Genomic DNA, 13,119 nt, shown 5'->3' with positions numbered 1-13,119 from the left:
CAAATGTGGTTCCGCGTTCTGTCAGGCTGTCGTCGATGCAGTCTCCGGGCGGGTGCGGGGACGAGCCATGAACACGATGGCGAGGATCAAGGTGGCGGCGATGAGGAGCGATCCGGTTTCCATCGCAACGCTCGCGCGCTGGGCCAGAAGTTCAACACCCTCGAGACCCTGCGATCCAACTGCCGCGGTGGCGACCAGGACACCGAGGCCGAGCGAACTTCCGAGCTGGTGGGCGACGTTGACGACACCGGAGGCGGCGCCCGCACGCTCTGACGGAACACGGACGATACCCGATGCTGTCAGCGGGCCGAGAGCACCGCCCTGACCCGCGCCGATCAGCATCATCGGGATGGCGAGGCCGAGGAGCGATGCCTGCTGCATGGCGAGGCTCAACCAGATCATGCCGAGCAGCCCCGCCCCGACACTGGTGATGAGGACTCGTCCTGCACCGTATCTCGCAATCAGACGCGGCGCCGACATGGCGGTGATGAAATTGACCACGGTGGTCGGCAGGAAGGCGATGCCTGCCTCGGCAGAACTCAGGCCCATGACGCTCTGCAGAAACTGCGCGACAAAGAAGTAGAAGCCGACGTTCGCGCCAAGGAACAGGGCGCGGGCACCGTATGCAGCCGAGCGCTCCCGGTCGGCGAATAGGGACAACGGCATGATCGGCTGGCTTGCGCGGCGCTCGATGAAGGCAAACACGATCAGCATGATGATGCCGGAGCCGACCCATGCCTCTGTCATAGCGTCCGACCATCCCGTCGATGCCGACCGGATCACACCGTAGACAAGCGCGACGATGCCAAGTGTCGAGGCGATCGCGCCACCGATATCGAAGGTGCCGGGATTGCGATCCGTCTCATGGATGAACCTTTTCGCGGCGATCATCATGGCGATGCCGATCGGCAGGTTGATGAAGAATCCTACGCGCCATGACAGCCAGTCGGCGAGAAGCCCGCCGATCACCAGGCCAAATGCGGCGGACACACCTGCTGCGGCGGCGTAGTAGGATACGGCGCGCGTCCGTTCAGGTCCGGCTTCGAAATTGGTCTGCAGAAGTGCAAGCGTCGATGGCGCGAGGATCGCCGAACCCAGACCCTGCACGGCTCTCCCGGCAATCATGACCGCCGGGGTCTGCGATATCCCGATAGCAAGCGACGCGAGCGAGAAGATCGTGAGGCCGATGAAGAACATCCGTCTGCGACCGAATATATCTCCGGCCCGTGCCCCGAGCAGAAGGCATCCGCCGAAAGCCAGAGTGTAGGCGGTCGACACCCATGAGAGACCGGCATCGCTGAACCCAAGCTCGGCGTGGATCTTTGGCAGTCCCGTCAGCACGATCGAGATATCGAGCACGATCATCACGTAGCTGATCAGGATGATCGCAAGGATCGCGTTCTTGTTCGGTGAAGCGGAAGTCTGTTGGTGGTCCGGCATCTCGTTTTCCGTTCGGGGACTGGCAGCGCCGTCCTCCACGGCAAAGCGTCTGTTTCCATGGGATCAAGATATTCCTTGCCGACCATTTCGATTAGGGGCAGTAATCGGGATGAAGCTATAAGGATGCCTAATGAATGCCGCAGGAGAACTTCAACGATCTGGTCGCTTTCGTCATGGTGGCGCGCGAGGAGAGCTTTACGAAAGCCGCTGTCAAACTCGGCGTATCGCAGTCCGCGCTCAGCCAGACGGTGCGGGCGCTTGAGGAGCGTCTGGGGATACGGCTTCTGACAAGGACAACGCGGCGGGTCTCGCCGACGGCGGCAGGTGAGCGTCTTCTCCTGACAGCGGGACCGCGGTTTGAGGAAATCCAGTCAGAACTGGCGGCGCTGACCGAGATGAGGGACAAGCCTGCCGGGACGGTGCGCATCACGGCGGGCGAACATGCCGCGATCTCCGTTCTCGCTCCTGCGCTCGACAAGTTTCTGCCGGACAATCCGGACGTGAAGGTCGAGATCACCGTCGATTATGGCCTGACCGATATCGTGGCTGAGAGATTCGACGCAGGCGTGCGACTTGGTGAGCAGGTCGCCAAGGACATGATTGCAGTGAGGATCGGACCCGAGATGAGGATGGCTGTGGTCGGATCACCATCCTACTTCCAGAGCAATCCATGGCCCGAAGTTCCCCAGGACCTGACAGCGCATAACTGCATCCAGATTCGCATGCCGACGCATGGCAACATCCTGCAGTGGGAGTTCGAGAGAGACGGGCGCGAACTCAACGTCCGCGTAGACGGGCAACTCGTGTTCAATAACATCGCCATGCGGATGGATGCTGTCCTGCGGGGCCTGGGCCTTGCCTACATGCCGGAGGATCTGGTCCAGCAGCATATCCGCGAGGGGAGGCTTGTGCGAGTCCTGGAGGACTGGTGCATGCCGTTTCCGGGATATCACCTTTACTATCCCAATCGTCGGCACGCATCACCTGCATTCAGTCTGGTTCTTGACGCGTTGCGATACCGCAGATAACGCACTAATGAACTGAATGTGATTAATAAGCCAGCCTAATGACTTCAATCGGAAATAGGCGGCTAATCCGCTAGAAGGCCGTCGACTACCTTTCTCCCAACCTAATGTTGTGAGATCCAGATGCACCAAGCCTTTTTCAGAACTGTTTCCGCCTTCGCATTCTCGACCCTCATCGCGGGCGCCGCCTTTGCCCAGACTGGATCGAAGCCCGAGCCGCTCGTCATTCAGGAGCAGGGCAGCTTCGCAGTCGGCGGCACTGTCAAGAAGACGGCAGGCACGTACAACAACAACGCGCCGACTGCCGAGGGTCAGTCGATCCATGGTGACCACGCCTACGTCTCCTATCAGATCCCACAGAACGCGAAGTCCTTGCCGATCGTCATGCTCCACGGAGCATTCCAGTCTGCCCGGAGCTGGGAGACGACCCCTGATGGCCGCGAGGGCTTCCAGACGATCTTCCTGCGTCGCGGTTTTTCGACCTATCTCGTCGACCAGCCCCGCCGTGGCCGCGCGGGTAACAGTACCGTCGCCACGACGATCGAGCCGACACCCTACGACCAGCTCTTCTTCGACCAGTTCCGCCTCGGCAAGTGGCCGGACTATTACCAGAACGTCCAGTTCGACAAGGGACCGGCCGCACTCGATCAGTTCTTCCGCTCGGTCACGCCGAACACCGGGCCTTATGATGCGGGAGTGATTTCCGATGCCATGTCTGCGCTGTTCGATAAGACTGGACCGGGAATCCTGTTCACGCATTCTCAGTCCGGTGGTCCAGGCTGGCTGACGGCGATTAAGAACACGAACGTCAAGGGCATCGTATCGCTGGAGCCGGGCAGCGGCTTCATCTTCCCGGAAGGCGAGGTTCCCGCCGACATGCCGAGCGCCGCCGGCACCCTCAAGGGAGAGGCTGTTTCCAAAGCAGATTTCGAAAAGCTGACGAAACTGCCGATCGTCATCTACTATGGCGACAACTTCCCCGTCGAACCGACGACCGAGCGCGGTCAGGATAACTGGCGCGTCCGCCTCGCCATGGCGAAGCTCTGGGTCGAGGCCGTTAACAAGCATGGCGGCGATGCGACGCTCGTCCATCTGCCGGACATCGGCATCAAGGGCGGCACGCACTTCCTGATGTCCGACCTGAACAACGTCGAGATCGCAGACCAGGTGTCCAAGTTCCTGGCCGACAAGAAGCTCGACTGATCCGTCATCGCGCTCGAGGCATCGCTTCGGGCGCGTCGACCACGACAGGAAAGGAGCCAGCCAATGGCCAATGAAATTATCGATACCAGACGTCGTGAGTTTCTCGGAGCATCCGCTCTCGTGATTTCCGGTGCAATGTTGGGAGTGTCATCCATGGCAACCAGAGCCGTCGCCGCCGACTACAAGCAGAATCCGTTCACGCTGGTCTATGACGGCGCCATCACGAAAAACGAGCCGGGCAAGGTCAACATCCATCCGGTGAAGTACAAGCTCAACGGTCTCGACATCGTCGCCAACGTCTATACACCAGCGAATTACGACCAGGCAGGCAACCATCCGACGATCGTGCTGGCGCATCCAAACGGCGGCGTGAAGGAGCAGACGACAGGTCTCTACGCCCAGCGTCTTGCGGAACGTGGCTTCATCACAATTACGGCGGATGCCGCATATCAAGGTGGCAGCGGTGGCGCGCCGCGCAGCACGGACAAGCCGCAGTACCGTATCGAGGACATCCACGGAATGGCCGACTTCATCAGCCAGTTCCCCGGTGTCGATACCGCACGCCTCGGTCTTTTCGGCATCTGCGGCGGTGGCGGATACTCGCTGTCGGCCGCCAAGACCGACAAGCGCTTCAAGGCACTGGCGACGCTCAGCATGTTCAACTCAGGGCGTGTCCGTCGCAACGGCTTCCAGGACAGCCAGATGGGGACTATCCAGCAGCGTCTTCAGCAGGCATCAGCGGCCCGCGCCCAGGAAGCTGCCGGCGGCGAGGTTCTCTATTCCGGTGATGCGAACATGACTGACGCGCAGATCGCCGCCTTGCCATTCGATCTCTATCGCGAGGGTTACGAATACTACCGGCGCACGCATGCGCATCCTGGCTCTACCTTCCGATATACGACCAGCAGCCTGATGGATTTGATGCGCTGGGATGCGACGGACGAGATCGCGCTGATCGACGTGCCATTGCTGATGATCGCGGGCAGCGCTGCGGACACGCTCTATATGACCGAGGATGCATTTTCGAAAGCAACCGGCACCAGGGACAAGGAACTCTTCAAGATCGAGGGTGCCAAGCACATCCAGACCTATTGGGTTCCGGAATATGTCGAAGCCGCTCTCGGTAAGCTGGCGCCGTTCTTCGAGCGCCATCTCGCCTCCACGTGAGGACACGCCTTCACAAAAATCGGCCCAAGGCCGCAGGACCACCTGTCGAGAGGAAACAGATTTGAACAAGCTCATCCCAAGAATTCTTGTCGCAACGATCGTCCTTACAGCCGGATTGGAGTCCAGCATGGCACAGGCACCAGCATCGAACCTTGATTCCGCAAAGTCGCGGACACAGCAATTGATGGGCGATATCGCGCCGAAGCTAGCCGAGCTGACCGACGACGTTCTCTACGCCGACGTGTGGGAGCGGCCAGAGCTTTCCCAGCGGGATCGCAGCCTCGTGACAGTCTCGGCGCTGATCGCCCTCAATCGTCCGGACCAGCTCCGATCCCATCTGATCCGCGCGAAGGCCAACGGCCTTACGGAGGAACAGCTCATCGAAACCATAACCCACATGGCGTTCTATTCCGGTTGGCCAAGCGCAGTGTCGGCCGTGGCGATCGCCAAGGAAGTCTTTGCCGAGTAGTCCGCAAGAAGCGCCCCTCGGGCTTACGATGACAGGTGATCCATGAACATGAAGACCGCAATGACCATCGCTCTCTCCCTTGGTGCGCCCGCCGCCGTCGCCGAGCCTGACAAGAGTGTCACGGTGACGCGTGCAGGCACGCATGCTTCCACGGTAGGACCGGCGAGCAACTTCACCGGAGCCGTCCGGGTCGACTCCCGCTTCGCCGCGACGGCACCTGCCACCGTCGGTGGCGGGACCGTGACCTTCGAACCCGGCGCGCGGACCGCCTGGCATACCCATCCTCTCGGGCAGACGCTGATTGTCACGGCTGGTGTCGGTCTCGTCCAGCACTGGGACGGCGACGTCCAGGAAATCCGTCCGGGCGACATCGCGTGGATTCCGCCGGGCGTAAAGCACTGGCACGGGGCGACTGCAACGAACGGCATGTCCCACATCGCCATTTCCGAGTCCCTCGACGGCAAGTCGGTCGAGTGGATGGAACACGTCACCGACGAACAATACACGCGCTGACCTGAGGTCGGGCACTGAACGAAGAGGTTTCGATGAAGAAGATAATCGGCGGCATTGGCGGTGCAGTGCTTGCGGGGCTGACGGTCCTGTTCGTTGGCATGCAGGTCCACGCGGAACCAACGCGCGCGACGATGCCGAACATCGACAAGCTGGTTCACTACACCACGGTGACACGCGGCGAGGTCACCGAGCACATCATGACGACCCGCGAGGCGATCGAGGCCGTCAAGGCCGGAAAACCAATCCCGAACGGCACCCATGTCGCGCTGGTCGACTATCGCGACGGCAAGGTGTTCCGCTACTTCATCATGGAAAAGGGCGAGAACTGGGGGCAGGATTATCCCGAGGGCCGACGTACCGCTGACTGGCAGTTCCAATGGTTCAAGCCGGATGGCAGCATCAACGAGGCCGAGAACACGGCCCGCTGTCAGAGCTGTCACATGTCCCGTTCGGATCGGGACTTCCTTTACACGTTCAACGACATGCGGCGGTTCGAATTCGAATGAACCTTTTCCGTGTCCGTCTTCTGCTCGATTTCCTGGCAGTCGCCCTCATCATCGAGTGCCTCGCATACTGGTGGCTGGACAACTTGTCCCATGAACTGTTCGGAACCGCACTGTTCTTATTCGTCATCCTACACAACGTCTTCAATAAGCGCTGGTATGGCGGCGTGGCGAAGCGAAAGATGGATGCAGTTCGCATCGTCAATCTCGCCACCATCGTCTGTCTCGCGATCGGCATGACGGTCATGCTGGTGACAAGCTTTCTCCTTTCCCGGGATCTGTTTCCATTCACGGCTCTGAGCGGCGCGTTCGCCGTCCGTGAGACCCATATGTTTGCGGGCTACTGGGTCCTGCTGGTCATCGCCGTCCATCTGGGCACGCGGTGGAGCGTGGTGATGAACGTCGTGCGCTCAACATTTGGAGTACAACAATCCGCCGTGCTGGCCTGGATCGCCAGATGTTTGACACTCGCTATCATCATCTGGGGCGTGAGAAGTTTTTCGGAGATGGGGTTCGGATCGAAGCTGATGCTGACCTACTCGCTCGATATGTGGGATTTCAGCGAGACGACACTCGGTTTCTTCCTGAACTACGCTTCTATCGTCGGTATGTTTGTCGCGCTGACCCACTATGGACTGGCGGCTATCAGCTACCTTAGTCGCCCATCGGTGCGTAACGGGGCATAAGACGATTTCGGATGTTCGATCCAAGCAAACAGATCGGCCAGCCTCTTCATCCGCGATGCCGGAGCAGCCGCTCTCGATTGCGCCGCTCTCTGACTGCGATCCGCGGGGTCTTGGCTGGCAGGTAACCAGATTTCGCGAGAGCTTCCGCGAACGTCGGCTTTCTCCGGCGAAAGAGATCGACAATGTTCGTGAGCGAGATGGCCACAGTACGGCTCCGGAAACGAGGGTGTGAAGCGGACGTCCGTCAGTCCACGTCGCCGACAATATCCTGGTGAAGTCCTTGATCAAGGTCCAGGTAGCTTCTCTTAGCTGTGTCAACGAAATTCTCTTCAATAAAGCCGGTCACTTACCGGCAGGTCCTAGAAGAGGAACGTCAGGCATTCTGTACGACATTGATGGTTGTCCATCTGATCGCCCGACACCTCGAAGGTCTCTCAGGAGACCTATCTATACTGGCGGATCGCGACACGGAATTCCGGAGTCCTAGTGGACGCGGAGACGAGTTCGCGCACGGATCTCCGGGAGGAGGGGATGCGCGGGATCGGCCGAAATCGGTGCCCGGAGGCGCGGGAAATCTACGTCAGGGATTTGCACATCGATACGTTGAAGGTGAAGGCGCGGAATTTCCACTAAGCATGGAAAACCTCGTTTCATCGTCCTGACATGCTGGAGCCCGCTATCGACCCTGAGCGGTCAACGCACACGCATCCCATTGAGAAGCAGGTCTACCAAATGAGCAATGCGCGCCATCGGCGCATCCTCCTTTTCGACCGCGATAGATATTGCACTTACCACACAGATAATGTCGTCGAAGTTCGCATCGCCACGAATGATTCCGGCCTCCTGGGTGCGCCGAAGCAATCGTTGTCCTTCCTCGGTAATCGCGATGCAGCCGGGTGTCCCGTGCTGAATGACGGTCCCGAGCGTGGCGGCAAGGCTTTGATAGACGCTCGTGTTCATCGCGAGATCCTCAAGAAACAGGCGCATCGAGTCTCCGGGGTCATGGTCCGCATCCCGCTCACGACTTGTCTGTGCCACAGCCGTGAACCGCTCGTTGCTGGTGGCGGCCAGAAGGGCCTCTCGCGTCGGGAAACGACGATAGAGCGTACCGATTCCGACCTTTGCGCGCTTTGCTACTTCCTCTAGCGCTACACCGGCACCCTGCTCCAGAAATAATTTTTCTGCCGCAACGAGAATGCGTTGGCGGTTCAGTTCCGCATCGGCACGCAGGGCAGTCTCAACCATTTTTTTGTCCTCATCTTGCAAAGTGGAGGAACCCTCCATATAGTAAGTGGAGATGCATTCCACTTAATAGAAGGCAATATGATGACTAACCGTTTCGAAAACAAGGTCGTGGTGATCACCGGCGGAAGTGATGGTATCGGGCTGGCTTCCGCGCAGCACTTCGCGCAGGAGGGTGCGCTTGTTTACATCACTGGGCGGCGACAAGAGTTGCTCGATGAGGCCGTCGGCCTGATCGGTCATGGCGCGGTCGGTATGCAGGGCGACGTCACGAACCTCGCCGATCTGGCAAGTCTCTACCAGCGCATTGGCGATGACCACGGCAGGGTCGATGTCGTCTTCGCGAATGCCGGCATGCATCAGCCCGTTCCGCTCGACGCGATTGAAGAGGCTCATTTCGATGCGACGTTCGGCCTGAACGTGAAAGGTTTGCTGTTCACGGTGCAGAAGGCTCTGCCGCTGATGACGGAAGGCGGCGTGATCGTCCTCAATGGGTCGATTGCTGGTTCCAAAGCCTATCCTGGCCAGTCCCTCTACAATGCCAGCAAGGCAGCGGTTCGCTCCTTCGCACGGAGTTGGACCAACGATCTCAAGGAACAAGGCATCCGGGTGAACGTCGTCTCGCCAGGCGGCACTGAAACACGCCTGATGCGGAGTTTCTTCGACAATACGCCGGGAGCTGAAGAGGAGGTGATCAAGGGGGTTCCCCTTGGGCGCTTGGGCCACCTCGAAGATGTCGCACGCGCGGTCCTGTTCCTTGCATCGCACGAAAGCAGCTTCGTCGCTGGGCATGAACTCTTCGTCGATGGCGGCGTGGCGGCGGTCTGACGCTGGCCAAAAATCTCAAGTTCATGGGCATGATACAATCGAAAGCGAATAAGATGATGATGATAAGACTTCTGGCAGGCGTTTTGTTGGCGCTGTCAATTTCCGGCCCCGCCAATGCCGATGCAACCAATGTCGTCCTGGTGCATGGTGGCACCACGGACGGCTCGGGCTGGAAACAAGTCCATGATATCCTGCGGGCGAAAGGGTTGGTTGTCACTGTCGTGGAGTTGCCCCATACGAGCCTCGATGACGACATCGCGGCGGCAAAACTGGCCGTCGCTGTCCAAAGCGGGCCGACCGTTCTGGTTGGCCACAGTTATGGCGGGGCGGTTATCACCGAGGCTGGTGTGGCGCCCAGCGTCAAGGCGCTTGTATATGTCGCGGCTCTCCAACCAGATCAGGGCGAAACTCTCGCGGAGATCAGCAGCCGCTTTCCCATGGGCATCGACATGAAGATGCTCGATGACAAGAGGTTTGTGCCAAACCCGGCAACCTATCGCGAGATGCTCGGCGGGGACCTCCCGCGCGATATCACCGATTTCATGTCTGCGTCTGCCAAGCCGATGAGGGTGGATACATTCCAGGCCCGCTTCCACAATGCCGCATGGCGTGAAAAACCGTCGTTCGGCATCGTGACGACCGAGGACAAGGTGCTATCACCCGACTTTCTTCGTTGGATGTATCAGCGCACAAACACGAAGGTAACAGAGGTGGCGTCCAGTCACATGGTCTACATGTCTTACCCCAAGGAAACGGCCGATGTCATTCTTGAGGCAGTTCGTTCGGTAGACTGAAGGGATGCCCAGCAACAGCGGGCGCCACTTTCGAGGGGCGCCCGTTCACGTCTTCAAGTGGATGGTCAGAGCTTGCCTTCCACGACCAGTTCGCGTGTTCGGGCGAGCGTCGAAAGCAATGCGGCCTTGTATCCTCTTTCGCCATCGAACTGCGCCTGTTCGGCCTGTTCTTCAGCTCCACCCGGCTGCTTGCCGCGCAAGCCGAGGTAGCAATAGAAGCGAAGCTGCAATGCGCCGTTCTCGTCTTCGTAAAGTTCGTTGACTATTGCACCCTCGCGTGGGCCTTCCGCCTGGAAGAAGGTGACCTTGCGATCGGCTTCAATCGTTATGATTTCGCGAAGGTCGGTTCCGCCGATCGTGGCGTCACGGACGAAATGGGTGGCGCTTTCCTCGATGACATCGCATCGCGTGCATAACCCGGGCGGCAGAAAAAGGCACGCATCAAGCGCCTTCAGTTCGAGGCCCGCCCATATCTGTGCGCGGGTCAAAGTGACTTCACCCTTCGGATTTACGGGAACGGTTGCGGTGGAATAGATCATGATCGTATCTCCTTCAGAGGATGGACGTCCGGTTCAGGCTGAGGCGGCAAGCTGCGCGGCGAACGCGCGGTAGGTATGAAGGGGGCGACCCAGAATTTGCGTCAGGCGCTCGACATCGCTGGCCTCAGGAACCATGCCGTCACTGACATAACGCTCGGCCATCAGGCGCATTTCGTATGCCATCCACTTGGGCATGACGTTGGCGAGGTTCTGTTCGAAGCCGGACGGATCATCGCCGCCATAGACGACAGGGCGGCCCAGGGTCTCGGACCAGATGACCGCGAGCTCTGCGCCAGTCAGCGTATCCGGGCCAACCAGGTTGATGGTCTCGCTTGGTAGTTTTTCCGTGGCACGGTCACGACGCACGAGTTCGATCGCTGCGACTTCAGCAATGTCACGGGCATCGACCATCGCGACGCCCTTGCTGCCAATCGGCATTGGGTAGACACCGTAGTTCAGGATGACATCCTTGATCATCACTTCGTTGTCGATGAAATAGGCTGGGCGCAGGATCGTGGCGCTGAAGCCCATCGCTTCCAGCATGCGTTCCGTACCATACTTCACCGCGAAATGCGGGACATTCACAGCGCGGTCGGCATCGAATACCGAGAGATAGACGATACGTTCCACGCCAGCTTCCTGCGCAATATTCAGGGCGATGATGGCCTGGGTGAATTCATCACCGGCGACTGCGTTCAGCAGAAACAGCGTCCGCACGCCCTTGAAGGCGGGGCGGAGCGCGTCGATGTCGAGCATGTCGCCCTGAACCACCTCGACGCTGGAAGCAAAGTTGGCCTTGGCGGGATCGCGCACAAGAACGCGGACATCGGCATTGCGTGCCACGAGCTGGTTGACGAGATGGTGGCCAACGCGACCGGTAGCACCTGTTACGAGAATGGTCATGTGTGTTCTCCTTGGTTCGGTGTGTCAAAGACTTCGGTGTTGAAGACACGCCGAATATGGACGGTTCACATTCGCACCAATAGGCGCTAAAAATAGACGCATCGTCTCACTGATGGAACACTCATGGATTTGGCTGCTCTTGTTGATTTCATCACCGTCGCCCGCCATGGCGGTTTCGGACGCGCTTCCCGCGCCTCCGGCCGGCCGAAGGCAACGCTCTCGCGCCGCGTAGCGGAACTGGAGGCGAGCCTCGGCCTGCGGTTGTTCGAACGCGGCGCGCGGATGCTCAAGCTGACAGAGGAAGGACGGGCGCTTCACGAACGGGCAGGGGCTTTGCTGACCGAGCTTGACGAGACCGCCACCGCCATCGCTTCCGGCGGAGACAGGCCGCGCGGAAGGCTGCGGATCAGCGCGCCATTGCTGTTCTCGCAGACGGCGATGGGCAAGCTGGCTGCCGGCTTCGCCCTAAAGTATCCGGAGGTGCGTCTTGAAATCACGACGGAAGATCGGCCTGTCGACATGGTGGAGGAAGGGTATGATCTAGTCATCAGGGTCAATCCTGCCCCGGATGAGAGCTTGGTGGGCCGAGCCTTCCTGCGGGATGGATTGGTCGTCGTGGCAGCGCCAAGCCTTGTTTATCCAGCCGGAGGTGTTGTGCCAGCCGTCGTCCGTGGAGCACCCGGCCAGACGCGCTCGTGGACGATGACCACACCGACGGGCCGCGCCAATCTTAACATCGACCCCGTGCTAAGCCTATCCTCAATGACCATGGTTCGCGACGCCGTGCGGCTGGGCGTGGGTGCCGCCCGCCTTCCCCTATCGCTCGTCAGCCATGACATAGTTGAGGGTAGGCTGGTTCGCTGGGGAGATGTCGAAGGGCCGGAAACGGCGCTATGGGCGCTCTATCCTTCACGCCGCCTTCTCAGCGCGCGGGTGTCTGCTTTCCTCGACTATCTCAGGGAAGCATTTCCCTCCGGATCTGCCGAAGAACTGGCGGCCTATGTCGAAAAATAGCGGCGTAATTCACGTCCCCAGTTGGCGCGTCTGCGTCATGACGGCCTCCGGCCCGAAGAGGTCATTGGCGGTATGTGCTATCGAAAGGCCAGATGCATCGACGGTATCTTCCTCCGCAGGGCGAAGGGCTGATATCGCTCACTGAGGAATGCGACGGTCGAATCAAGCGAATGCAGGTGGTGAGGATGCAACATATTCCAGATGATGCGCGGGATGCTTGGACACCGGAACTGCTTTCTGAGCGTTTCCGCTACCAGCACCCGTCCTGGTATATTGTCGGTGGCTGGGCACTAGACCTGTGGCACGGTTACCAGACCCGCGATCACGAGGACTTGGAGTTCTGCATACTTTCGGACGATGTCGATATTTTTCGCGACGAGTTATCCGAGCTGGATTTCTTCGAGGTCCGCAACGGCAATTTTGCCTATCTTGCTCCTGAAACGAGGCCTCGGCCAGAGACCACCCAATTATGGGGAGCCGACATGGCGAACCTTTGCTGGCGCGTGGACATGATGATCGAACATGGCACCCGAGAAAATTGGACTTACAAGCGCGATCCATCATTCCGTCTGCCCAGATCGACTGCGGTTCGAGAAACACCGACCGGAATTCCTTATCTCGCTCCTGCTCTTGCCCTGTTGTTTAAGGCAAAACACGTTCGAGCGAAGGATGAGGAAGACCTGCATGCTGCCTTGCCGAAGCTTCACGATCAGGAAAAAGCCGATTTACGATGTTGGCTTGAGGCAATGTATCCGGGACATGAATGGATCACACGGCTTTGAAGAAAGGCAGG

At 59.3% G+C, this 13,119-nt stretch carries 15 protein-coding genes and 1 pseudogene; 12 read left to right on the top strand and 4 right to left on the bottom strand.

From position 1 onward, the window contains the following. Positions 1-21: 21 nt before the first annotated feature. Positions 22-1,440, bottom strand: coding sequence for an MFS transporter (locus ACSQ3J_RS15670; RefSeq protein WP_436039520.1), 1,419 nt, complete (start codon positions 1,438-1,440; stop codon positions 22-24). A 134-nt stretch (positions 1,441-1,574) separates the two neighbouring features. On the opposite strand from ACSQ3J_RS15670, the gene ACSQ3J_RS15665 reads away from it, so the two are divergent. From ACSQ3J_RS15665 to ACSQ3J_RS15630, 8 genes and pseudogenes are all read left to right on the top strand, one after another. Next, positions 1,575-2,468 carry a LysR family transcriptional regulator gene (locus tag ACSQ3J_RS15665; protein ID WP_436039519.1) on the top strand — a complete coding sequence of 298 codons (894 nt, stop codon included), beginning with the start codon at positions 1,575-1,577 and terminating at the stop codon, positions 2,466-2,468. Positions 2,469-2,588: 120 nt separating this feature from the next. Continuing rightward, the gene (locus ACSQ3J_RS15660) at positions 2,589-3,668 is read left to right on the top strand and encodes an alpha/beta hydrolase (protein ID WP_436039518.1); all 1,080 of its coding nucleotides are present in this window, start codon (positions 2,589-2,591) and stop codon (positions 3,666-3,668) included. Positions 3,669-3,731: 63 nt separating this feature from the next. Continuing rightward, a complete protein-coding gene (locus tag ACSQ3J_RS15655; protein WP_436039517.1) occupies positions 3,732-4,835 on the top strand; it encodes an alpha/beta hydrolase in 1,104 nt (367 codons plus the stop codon). Between the two features lie 127 nt (positions 4,836-4,962). Next, complete coding sequence (locus tag ACSQ3J_RS15650; protein WP_436039515.1) at positions 4,963-5,304, top strand: carboxymuconolactone decarboxylase family protein; 342 nt, start codon at positions 4,963-4,965, stop codon at positions 5,302-5,304. A gap of 42 nt (positions 5,305-5,346) precedes the next feature. Beyond that, positions 5,347-5,817 (top strand): (R)-mandelonitrile lyase, encoded by a 471-nt coding sequence (locus ACSQ3J_RS15645; protein WP_436039514.1) that lies wholly within the window; start codon positions 5,347-5,349, stop codon positions 5,815-5,817. A 32-nt stretch (positions 5,818-5,849) separates the two neighbouring features. Continuing rightward, a complete protein-coding gene (locus tag ACSQ3J_RS15640) occupies positions 5,850-6,323 on the top strand; it encodes a cytochrome P460 family protein (protein WP_436039513.1) in 474 nt (157 codons plus the stop codon). After that, complete coding sequence (locus ACSQ3J_RS15635) at positions 6,320-7,006, top strand: DUF4405 domain-containing protein (RefSeq protein WP_436039512.1); 687 nt, start codon at positions 6,320-6,322, stop codon at positions 7,004-7,006. The genes ACSQ3J_RS15640 and ACSQ3J_RS15635 overlap by 4 nt, the downstream gene beginning before the upstream one ends. A gap of 398 nt (positions 7,007-7,404) precedes the next feature. Next, a pseudogene (locus ACSQ3J_RS15630) lies at positions 7,405-7,639 on the top strand (hypothetical protein); the annotation flags it as partial. Positions 7,640-7,699: 60 nt separating this feature from the next. Here the strand turns inward: ACSQ3J_RS15630 and ACSQ3J_RS15625 are convergent. Next, positions 7,700-8,251, bottom strand: a complete 552-nt coding sequence (locus tag ACSQ3J_RS15625; protein WP_436039511.1) for a TetR/AcrR family transcriptional regulator — start codon at positions 8,249-8,251, stop codon at positions 7,700-7,702. On the opposite strand from ACSQ3J_RS15625, the gene ACSQ3J_RS15620 reads away from it, so the two are divergent. After that, positions 8,207-9,076, top strand: a complete 870-nt coding sequence (locus ACSQ3J_RS15620; protein ID WP_436039510.1) for an SDR family NAD(P)-dependent oxidoreductase — start codon at positions 8,207-8,209, stop codon at positions 9,074-9,076. The genes ACSQ3J_RS15625 and ACSQ3J_RS15620 overlap by 45 nt on opposite strands. Positions 9,077-9,129: 53 nt before the next feature. Further along, complete coding sequence (locus ACSQ3J_RS15615; protein ID WP_436039509.1) at positions 9,130-9,870, top strand: alpha/beta fold hydrolase; 741 nt, start codon at positions 9,130-9,132, stop codon at positions 9,868-9,870. A gap of 65 nt (positions 9,871-9,935) precedes the next feature. Here ACSQ3J_RS15615 and ACSQ3J_RS15610 read toward each other — a convergent pair whose 3' ends face one another. After that, positions 9,936-10,409 (bottom strand): AtaL-like protein, encoded by a 474-nt coding sequence (locus ACSQ3J_RS15610; RefSeq protein WP_436039508.1) that lies wholly within the window; start codon positions 10,407-10,409, stop codon positions 9,936-9,938. Positions 10,410-10,442: 33 nt separating this feature from the next. Further along, entirely contained in the window at positions 10,443-11,312 is an 870-nt protein-coding gene (locus tag ACSQ3J_RS15605) for an SDR family oxidoreductase (RefSeq protein ID WP_436039507.1), read from the bottom strand. A 123-nt stretch (positions 11,313-11,435) separates the two neighbouring features. Between ACSQ3J_RS15605 and ACSQ3J_RS15600 the strand changes: the two genes are divergently transcribed. Then, on the top strand, positions 11,436-12,326 hold the full coding sequence (locus ACSQ3J_RS15600) for a LysR family transcriptional regulator (protein ID WP_436039505.1): 891 nt from the start codon (positions 11,436-11,438) through the stop codon (positions 12,324-12,326). A 185-nt stretch (positions 12,327-12,511) separates the two neighbouring features. After that, positions 12,512-13,108 carry a nucleotidyltransferase domain-containing protein gene (locus ACSQ3J_RS15595; RefSeq protein ID WP_082512275.1) on the top strand — a complete coding sequence of 199 codons (597 nt, stop codon included), beginning with the start codon at positions 12,512-12,514 and terminating at the stop codon, positions 13,106-13,108. The last annotated feature ends 11 nt before the right edge of the window (positions 13,109-13,119 follow it).

The sequence above is a fragment of the Rhizobium sp. LjRoot98 genome (assembly GCF_964252935.1).
In the GTDB taxonomy this organism is placed as follows: domain Bacteria; phylum Pseudomonadota; class Alphaproteobacteria; order Rhizobiales; family Rhizobiaceae; genus Pararhizobium.
Note: the sequence above shows the minus strand (reverse complement) of the source record. Positions and strands in the feature narration are given on the sequence as shown.